General features: G+C 39.0%; 1 protein-coding gene. It reads right to left on the bottom strand.

The genetic code is table 11. The features are described from left to right. A partial coding sequence (locus ICJ84_RS16695) for a 6-phosphofructokinase (protein WP_188217545.1) occupies window positions 1-251 on the bottom strand: 251 nt, incomplete at both ends.

The following is a 251-nucleotide window of genomic DNA, read 5'->3' on the forward strand; positions in this document are numbered from 1 at the left end:
CCGTCAGCTTATGAAGTGCAGCCATCGTACCATTGCCGCCGATAAAAACTAGAGTATCAATTCCATGCTTTTTTAGATTCAAAAGTGATTTCTGCATTTTTTCTGATGTAAATTCATAGCGTCCTGACCCGAGACATGCTCCGTTTACGAAACGATGTGATTTGATCCATCCTAAAAGTTCAGCATCAAGCTTTTCGATGCCGTTTTCAAATAAACCTTGATAACCGTTATAAACTCCGTATAAATCCACT

The organism is Aestuariibaculum suncheonense (assembly GCF_014596935.1).
In the GTDB taxonomy this organism is placed as follows: Bacteria; Bacteroidota; Bacteroidia; order Flavobacteriales; family Flavobacteriaceae; genus Aestuariibaculum; species Aestuariibaculum suncheonense.